Source organism: Acinetobacter sp. P8-3-8, assembly GCF_000214135.1.
Lineage (GTDB): Bacteria > Pseudomonadota > Gammaproteobacteria > Pseudomonadales > Moraxellaceae > Acinetobacter.
In genome coordinates this window covers 1-9320 of the sequence record NZ_AFIE01000080.1, presented here as the reverse complement: position 1 = coordinate 9320, position 9320 = coordinate 1, and the positions used below count along the sequence as shown (strand labels likewise).

General features: G+C 33.9%; 6 protein-coding genes. All 6 read left to right on the top strand.

The genetic code is table 11. From position 1 onward, the window contains the following. Positions 1-591 precede the first annotated feature (591 nt). The gene (locus GGG_RS0117755) at positions 592-1821 is read left to right on the top strand and encodes a tyrosine-type recombinase/integrase (protein WP_010117404.1); all 1230 of its coding nucleotides are present in this window, start codon (positions 592-594) and stop codon (positions 1819-1821) included. 33 nt (positions 1822-1854) lie between these two features. After that, the gene (locus GGG_RS0117750; RefSeq protein ID WP_010117403.1) at positions 1855-2772 is read left to right on the top strand and encodes a DUF6387 family protein; all 918 of its coding nucleotides are present in this window, start codon (positions 1855-1857) and stop codon (positions 2770-2772) included. A gap of 123 nt (positions 2773-2895) precedes the next feature. Beyond that, positions 2896-3117: an AlpA family transcriptional regulator gene (locus GGG_RS0117745; protein WP_010117402.1), complete on the top strand. Its 222-nt coding sequence runs from the start codon at positions 2896-2898 to the stop codon at positions 3115-3117. A 2-nt stretch (positions 3118-3119) separates the two neighbouring features. Then, positions 3120-3410: a hypothetical protein gene (locus GGG_RS0117740; RefSeq protein WP_010117400.1), complete on the top strand. Its 291-nt coding sequence runs from the start codon at positions 3120-3122 to the stop codon at positions 3408-3410. Positions 3411-3465: 55 nt separating this feature from the next. Beyond that, on the top strand, positions 3466-5529 hold the full coding sequence (locus GGG_RS0117735) for a DUF3987 domain-containing protein (protein ID WP_138920295.1): 2064 nt from the start codon (positions 3466-3468) through the stop codon (positions 5527-5529). A 1340-nt stretch (positions 5530-6869) separates the two neighbouring features. Further along, a partial coding sequence (locus tag GGG_RS20000) for a class I SAM-dependent DNA methyltransferase (RefSeq protein ID WP_010117394.1) occupies positions 6870-9320 on the top strand: 2451 nt, incomplete at its 3' end.

The window sequence follows — 9320 nt, the reverse complement described above, 5'->3', positions numbered from 1 at the left end:
AATGGTACTCAATGACAAAAGTTGCGCAAGAGTTAGGGATGGCTGTTAATACATTTAAAAAATATTATCTTGAACAGTACCCTCCTGACCGTGAGTTTACAAATCGAAAAGACTGGACTGCTTCATCAATGCAAAAAATGAAAAAAGAAATTTTAAAAGAAGAAGGCGCAATTTAAGCGCCTTTTATTTTTATGTAATTCTGATATATTGGTTTTGAGTTCAAATCCAAAACTCACAACTGAACTCAAGTTAAATTGAATGTTCATCAAAATTAATCATCATCAATCACAATTAATCATGATGCATTAAATTCACTTGTTACACAGATGTTACACAATACAACTCATATTTAATAAACTATATATAAAATCAATATCTTATAATTATAATTATACTCCCGCCATCTCCACCAAATACCTTCCAAAACTTAGCAAAATATGCCAAGTTTTACAGACAAAAGGCTTGAATCTTAAAGGTTTAAGCCTTTTTTCTTGCCTAAACATAACTAAACATAAAAGTATATAGTATTGCGCTTCATGTATCCCAACGTGTATCCTTGAGAAAAAATTGAATCCGAGGGATACAAGGCTAATGAAAAGAGCTGAAATAAAACGCCGTCCTTTATCTGACACGGTACTTGCTAACCTTGAAGCTGAATCAAAAGAATATCGTGAGCTTGATGGCAATGGTTTATATATTCGAGTAAAGAGTGATGGTAATAAGTCATGGCAACTCAGATATAAAAAGCCCGATGGTAAATGGTCATGGTTAGGGCTAGGTGGTTATCCTGAAATAAGCGGACAGTTAGCACGTAAGAAAGCCAAAGAACTTTTAGATGATGTATCTAGAGGTGAAAACCCTATCATTTCTAAACAAGAGCGTAAACGCCAAGATTTAGAACAAAATAATGCTACTTTTGAATTGTTGGCTCGTGAATGGTTAGACACTAAATTAAAGTCATGGGTAGCGGATACCATGACAAGAAATAAAGGCGCATTGGAAAAGCATATATTTCCTGTTTTTGGTAAACGCTTATACACCACGATTAAACCTAAAGAATGGATGGATTTACTCAAAGGGATACAAGAAGAAAAAGGCATTTATGAGCAAGTAAATCGTATGCGAGCAATGTGTCGTGATGTTTATGATTATGCAAAGGTCACAGGTCGCATTGATTACAACCCTTTAGAGGGAATTCAAAAATATTTGCAACAAGGTAAAAAAGAGAATATGGCTCATGTCAGTGAGCAAGAATTACCGCCATTATTAAGAGCTATCAATAACTACCCTACGCTTGATGTTCGCATCGGCTTGCAGTTGCTTTCGATGTTGTTTTGTCGTCCTAGTGAGTTACGTGGTGCAAAATGGGATGAGTTTGATTTTGACAATGCTATATGGAACATACCCGAAGAACGCATGAAGAAACGCCGAGAGCATGTTGTGCCTTTACCGACTCAAGCCGTTGCCATTTTGAATGAATTAAAAAGTTTTGAAACGGATTCTGACTTTTTATTTCCGAGTCGTTCGGATAAGAGTAAGCCTAAGTCGGACACGGTTTTTATTATGGCTTTACGCCGAATGGGGTATGAGGGACGACAAACACCGCACGGTTTTAGGCATATTGCCAGTACGCTTTTAAACAATCGTGGTTTTGATGAGCGTCATATTGAATCTGCTTTGGCACATGTAAAGGATGGTGTAGCGGGTGTGTATAACAAAGCTCAATATCTACAAGATAGAACCAATATGATGCAATGGTATGCGAATCATTTAGAACAAATAGCAGATCAAAGCATTATTCAATTTAAGAAAGTAAATTAAAGAAATTTAAAATATTGGAAATGGTCAAACGCAATGAAAAATCGCAAGAATAAAAACTGCATACCTTCTTATTTCAACATAAAAAAATATGATGAAATGCTACGGTTGACACCACTTGGTTGGTCATTTCAATTTGAATCAAGATACATGCTGTATTCAGCTATTACTGATGGTTGTTTTGATTGTAAACATATTTTGAATGATCGAGAGTGGACTAATTTTTATAATTCGATCATTAAGGATTACTTTATTGATCCATTTAAATTAAACAGAAATTATGAATTTTTTTCGAAAGAACATAATGAAAAAGTAAAAATTCCAATTTATTCTGAATATAGTGAATTACCATCTAGCATTAAAAGTGGCGGTGTTGTTAGTGCAATGACTCCATATGATTTTTACTTGAAACATCAAATTTATGGGCATTTTTACTCAGATTCTGATAATGAAGCTTTTTTTATACAAAAAATGTTTGAATTCCATGAAGTATTGGGAGTTTATAGAGAAGTTCCATTGAAAATAGATTTAACTCACACTGATGACACCCTAATAAAAGAATTCAAAAGATTGGTATTGGATTTGAGAAGGCAATTTAATGATAATAGTGCTAATAAAATTAATCCTAAAAAAATAGTTTCATTCGATAAATTAGAAACTTGGGCATCTTATAGATTGTTAGCATATATGGATTTAAAACTGTATTCACTTATTAATAAGATAGAGTTAAAAAGACCAGAAATATGCAAAGCATTATATCAATTTGGAGAGTATGGCGAAGATACGTTGAGAAAAACTATAGAGCCAATAGTAAATAGGAGTTTTTATTCAAATGGTTTTGAAGGGGAAGATTTTGAATTTCCAACATTACTAACTGATGAACTTGTTGCTTTACACAAAATTCAATTTGGAGATAATTCTGACCTTTTTTACCCTCTGGATAGGAGCAAGTAAACCTAACTTCTTTAATGATGACTTAGGTGAATATATTCTGGAAAAAAATATGCAAATCTATTTCCACATTTATTTTTTTTAGTTAAATAGAATACCTAAACTTTTGTAAGTTTAGGTATATATATGACTATTTCACCAATTAGAGTTAAGTTGGAAACGGCTTGTAAAATACTAGATATAAGCCGTGAAACATTACGTTATTTAATTCGCACAGACAAAACATTTCCAAAAGCAATAAAGACAGGTGATTCAAAGCAATCCCCTGTCTTCTTTGACTATGCTGATTTAATGAATTGGCATAACAACCAAAAACGATGCCAAACCAATGCAAATTTGGAGGCTTAATCATGCAAAATCAAACTAAAAAAAAATATTTCTCAAATCTTTGTGATGCATCAGCTTTTTATGTTCCTCATAAGGATGCCAATCATTTAAATGCACAAGATATTATCAAAAGCTTACTGAGTAAATCTTCAAATATTCTCATCGCCACATTAAATTGTTTTGAAAATGATAAAACACTTGTAATAAGTGATGAAGTTTTATTTAGCGTTATTTGGGATATTCAAACCAAAGTAGAAATGATTGAAAAAATATTGCCTTTGGCATTTGAGTATCAAGAGGGCAAATATGAATAAACCTTTCTTTCCTTTTGTTGAACCAACACCAAATGAAATCATAGAACTAGCTCAAATGCTTACGCCACTGGATAATGATTATTCTATTCATCCAATCATTGACCGTTTTGGTAGTCCATCTCAGCCGATCTATGTTGACCAAAGCGAAGTAGAAATAAACGGTATTCAATACGATAAGCCTTTGATTTTACCCATTGTCAATGGACAATTAAAGCTTGTTCAATGTGCAATATTGCAAGACGGATTACTTGTTTCAGTCTTTCCTGATGGCTTAGCAAGTGGCTTTGCTTACTATGGTAAATTGGATAAAGATAAGCCTGTTATTATCACCTATAATCTGGAGGCATTTTTTAAGATAGCTCAAACAGGCTACGCTGTGGTATTGGTGATTTTGCATCACTTATGCAATACCAATAAAACAGAACTCAAAGCCTTTAATTTTGAACAAGTCCAGTTTGTGATTCAGCAGTTATCCATAGCAGGCTACCAACAGCTATATATGCCTGTACGTCCTGAATATATACAGCTTGAATCATTCCAAAACCTCGAGAAAAACACACCTTTAAAATTGCTTAATCAATATATTGAATATGAGGGAGCGACTTCTTTAACTGAGCTATGTAAGTCCGATGACATTGAGGAGGTACAAGCCTTTTTTGATTTTTCAATTGAACTAACTCAAAAGAATAAATCACAGTGGGGTGAATTAATACCACTGGTAAAAGCTGAAACAATCGCAAATAGCCCTTATCCTATTCATGCATTACCATCATTGGCAAGAGAAGCAGTTATGGCGATAGCAGAGCATGTACAAGCCCCTATCGGTATGACGGCTCAATGTGTTATTGGTGCTATATCACATATCGCCCAAGCACATGTAAATGCACCACATCCGTTTAATGCACAGGGCGAACCATGTGGGCTTTATTTACTCACGGAAGGACAAAGCGGTAGCCGTAAAAGTACCAGTCGTAATATGGCTGATAGAGCCATTATTCAACATGAACGTAAACAATATGAACAGTATCGCCGTGACCTTGAACAATGGAAAAGTGGGCAAGCTTCACTAAACAAAAAAGATCGTGAAACGTATTGTGCGGAGAATCCACCACCTAATGACCCAAGCACCCTATACAGTGACATCACTTTAGAATCCATTGCTGGACTATATGTGGACGGTATTTTAAATAATGCTTCAATTGCCAGTGATGAGGCTGGTCAATTCTTTGGTGGGTATACCATGAAAGGCGATACACGGACTCAAGCCATTGGAGGTTATGCCAAATTATTTGATGATGGTTTTGTGGAGCGTACCCGATCAAAGTCTAATCTAAACGGCAGTGGTCGTGCCTATGATGTACGCCTGACATTCAACCTACAGGGACAACATGAAGTATTAACGGATGCACTTAAAGACCCAGTGTTAAGAGGACAAGGTTTTTTACCAAGATTCATTTTAACCATTCCTGAGAATTTAGCAGGGACAAGGTTACAGGATGCAATTTATCAAAATAAGAATGCCAATCATGACCATAGATTAGTTGCCTACTGGACACGTTGCGAATACTTACTTGATAACTGCCCTCGCCCTCATACAGACCAAGAGCTACACAATGGGCGTTATGTCATCCCCATGAATGAACAGGCTAGAGAAATAGACCTTGCCTTTTATAATATGTTTGAGAAACTACAAGACAAAGGTAATCGTTATGAATACCTACAGGCATTTGCCAGTAGAGCAAGTCAAATAGCACGGCGTTTAGCGACTATTTTCGCATATTTCGAAGGTCTACAAATGATCGATGAAAAGACTTTAAAAGGTGCATGTGAAATTATTCAACATTCTTTAAATGATTGGGCGAAGTATGCAGATATTGAAGTCAAAGTAGAAAGTGATGCTGAACGATTGATTAAATGGATTACTCGAAAATGTATTGCTCAGAAAACAGATAGGCTTACATATTCTTATGTACAAACATCATGTCCTAGACCCATGCAAAAAAATAAAAACCTCTTAGAGATGATTATCCATCAGCTTGAGGATTCACATTACATCAAAGTTGAATTGGTAGGTAAAACTAGGCATGTTGTTATCAACCCTTTATTACTAAAAATCTGACTAAGTGACTAAATAGTCTTGAAAAGCTTATCTATCAAGGCTATTCATTTAGTAACTATAACGTTAACTAGTGACTTAATGACTAAATGTAACGTTTTTAATCATTCATTTAGTCACTTTGGTACATGCTTTTTTACTGACTACCAAATCAAAACCATTACTACACATGCTTTGTAGATAAATTTAGTCATTTAGTCACGATTTAGAGATTAGGATAAATAAATTGAAGTATATAAAGCTTATAGCCTAGTGAAACCCTGCACCCAAAATCACAGCTAAAAAAATTTAAATAGCAATTTCAAAGAGCGATTATGTTGAATATAAGGTCTTTGTAGTACTACTAGAAATAGTGCATATAACACATTTTTTGATTAAAAAACAATCTAAAATGATTGCTCAAAAGTAGATTTTCAATCTCACTTTTTTATCTTTTGAACAATTCAAATTTAAAAAATTAGCAGTATTTAATATAATGTTTTTATTGATATTATTTATATATCCAAAGTTAACAAAATGACACTGGAATCAATTTTTCTCAAGTCAGTGTCATGTTTAGAACAATCAGTACTGTGCTGTTACGATTGTGTTTTTGCATTTAGCCAATGTAAAGTAAAAATGTTATTGCTTTAAAAGTTAAAGTGATGCGTTGTTAAAGATTTGATAGAGCTTAGAATTTTACAGTAAATAATAAAAGGCTTTGTTAGTTAAGCATATTAAAAGCAATGGTAGCTTCCTAAGCTACTTGCTTAATCATAAAAATTAAACTGTTTTTTACTATTCAAAGTAATAAAAAAGCATGCTCAATCAGTAGAATTTACATCTCAGATTTTTTAAAAAAGACAAAATTTATTTGAAATAATATTTTCTATTTTTATATATTTGAATTCATTGATTTAATTTTTTACATGTCGTTTTAGTCATGTTTTTTATTTTGACGCAATTTGTTCTAAAATTAAGGTCAGCGTCATGTTTGGATAATTTAAAATTGACAACATATTGGATGTTTTTTATACTTTCACTAAGTTGGTAATTTGCTATGCGGAAGCGTCCATTTTGATGATGATGAAGGTCATTTTCAATCATAACCCCCGCCATTGGAAATAATTACTGTAGAAAGCCCGTCTAATAGCGGGCTTTTTGCATATATGATTCAAGTATTTTTTATAAAATAATCATAATTTTCAAACTTATTGTTTTTATTTAGATAAATTCTAAGTTCATATTTATACTAATTTAGCGTCATTTAACCAATTAAATGTCTAGATAATTCACTTGCAAATCAGGCACAATCATCTTTATAAATTTCAAGTTTTACAGCGACTTCGCTGGCGGTGTTTTAAATGACAAATAATAACTTTTCACAAATAGCAACTTTCATCTGGTCAATAGCTGATTTACTTCGTGGTGACTTTAAACAATCCCAATACGGACGTGTCATTTTACCATTTACCTTATTACGCCGTTTAGAGTGTGTTCTTGCACCCAGTAAAGATGAAGTATTGAAAGCCAGTAAAACAATAAACCCCACACTGCCTGAAGAAGCTCAGGAAGAATTTATTTTAAAAGCTACTAGAGGACTATTCTTCTATAATATTTCTGAATTTAGCCTCTCAAACTTAAGTCGATATCACACTCGTGATAATCTATATATGTATCTTGCTAGTTTTTCAAAGAATGTTCGTGATATTTTTGAACACTTTAATTTTTATGAATTTATCCGTTTATTAGATAGTACCAATCTATTGTTTAGTGTAGTAGATAAAATGAATTCTATTGATCTTAGTGATCAAGTTATATCGAATGCTGAAATGGGGGAAGTATTTGAAGAGCTAATACGACGTTTTGCTGAAAGCTCAAATGAAACTGCGGGTGAGCATTTTACCCCACGTGATATCGTACGTTTAACTACAGGCGTAGTGTTCGGTAAAAATGATGGAGCTTTATCAAAAAAAAGCATTATCCGTACCGTTTATGATCCAACTGTGGGTACAGGCGGATTTTTATCATCATGTTCAGAATATCTATATGAGCATAACCCTGAAGCTATGATTAAAGTTTATGGTCAGGAGATAAACCCTGAGTCATACGCCATCTGTAAAGCCGATATGATGATTAAAGGACAGGATGTCCATAACATCAAACTCGGTAATTCCTTATCCAATGACCAATTTGCTTATGACAAGTTTGATTATATGCTTTCGAATCCGCCATTTGGTATGGATTGGAAAAAGATCGAATATGATATTAAGTCTGAGCACGCTCAAATGGGTTTTAAAGGTCGTTTTGGTGCAGGTTTGCCTCGTGTATCGGATAGTTCGCTATTATTCTTAATGCACTTAATTAGCAAGATGCGTGATGCCAATGGTGATTATCAAGGCAGTCGTATTGGTATTATCCTCAATGGTTCGCCACTCTTTACAGGCAGTGCAGGAAGTGGTGAAAGTGAAATCCGTCGTTATATCTTAGAAGCGGATCTCTTAGAAGCCATTATCGCTCTACCTACTAATATGTTCTTTAACACAGGCATTGCAACGTATGTGTGGGTTCTGAACAATAAGAAAGAAGTTAAGCGTAAAGGAAAAGTGCATTTGATTAATGCCACCAATCTAAGCTCGAAGATGCGTAAAACGCTAGGCTCAAAGCGTAATTATTTAACAGATGAAGAAATACGTACCATTACACAAAACTATGACGCATTTGAAGCGGTAGATTCCTTAGCCAAGGATAGTGAAAGCGATCAACAAAAGCTATTCGCAAGCAAAATTTTTAACAGTTTTGAGTTTGGTTATCGCCGTGTGACTATTGAACGTCCATTACGTTTATCAGCACAGCTTACCGATGAACGCATCGAAAGCCTACGTTTTGCAACTAAGCAGTTTAATGCTGTGATGCAAAGCATTTACACGCAATTTGGTATAACATGGACAACAGAAAGCTATGGCAACTTAGGCGAGTATGAAGCTGACATCCGCGCATTGATTAAAGCCGAATTTAGCGAACTGAAAGAAAAAGATATTAAAACAGTACTTGAGCCAAAACTGTGGTTAAAGCAACGTGCCTTGCTACTTAAAGCCCAAGCGCTACAAGTTAAGATTGGAACTGAGCAATTTGATGACTTTAATGCCTTTGATAGTGTATTAAAACAAGTGTTAAAAGATTCGAATATTAAATTTGAGCCAAAAGATAAAGAGAGAGAGCAATTTATTGCTGTAATTACTTGGAATAATCCTGATGCAGAGCCAGTAGTTAATAAAGTAGTAAAAGGTACAGAAAATCCCCTTTATGGTCAGTTTAGCTATAAAGGTAAAATAGTTGAGTTTGTGCAGGATGGTGATTTACGTGATGCAGAAAACATTCCACTAGATCCAAGCCAAAGTATGACCGATTTAATTGAGTCTTATTTTAAGCGTGAAGTCCAACCTTATGTACCTGATGCGTGGATAAATGTAGATAAGCGTGATAATAAAGATGGTGGAATTGGAACTGTAGGATATTTAATAGATTTTCATCGTAAATTTACCAAAGATGAGGAGTTTATAATTGGAAATAGAAATATATTACGGATTAAAAATTTAATTAATACAGATAAAAATGGGGAGCTTGTATTAAATAGGTATTCTGGTGAAATAATGCTTTTTTCTGATATTAAAGATAAAAGCTACAGTTTAAATTTAACTAAATTTAATGTAGATAGTAGTGTATTAAACTATCAGTATTATAATATTTTTTTGTCCTTACCTGAAGGAAAGGATTGGTTGGAAAGCTCAGTGAATACAGTTTCTACAATAAGG

Excerpts from the sequence above, each read along its gene's own strand:
- GGG_RS0117755 (WP_010117404.1), top strand. The coding sequence starts at position 592 with ATGAAAAGAGCTGAAATAAAACGCCGTCCTTTATCTGACACGGTACTT.
- GGG_RS0117750 (WP_010117403.1), top strand. The coding sequence starts at position 1,855 with ATGAAAAATCGCAAGAATAAAAACTGCATACCTTCTTATTTCAACATA.
- GGG_RS0117745 (WP_010117402.1), top strand. The coding sequence starts at position 2,896 with ATGACTATTTCACCAATTAGAGTTAAGTTGGAAACGGCTTGTAAAATA.
- GGG_RS0117740 (WP_010117400.1), top strand. The coding sequence starts at position 3,120 with ATGCAAAATCAAACTAAAAAAAAATATTTCTCAAATCTTTGTGATGCA.
- GGG_RS0117735 (WP_138920295.1), top strand. The coding sequence starts at position 3,466 with ATGCTTACGCCACTGGATAATGATTATTCTATTCATCCAATCATTGAC.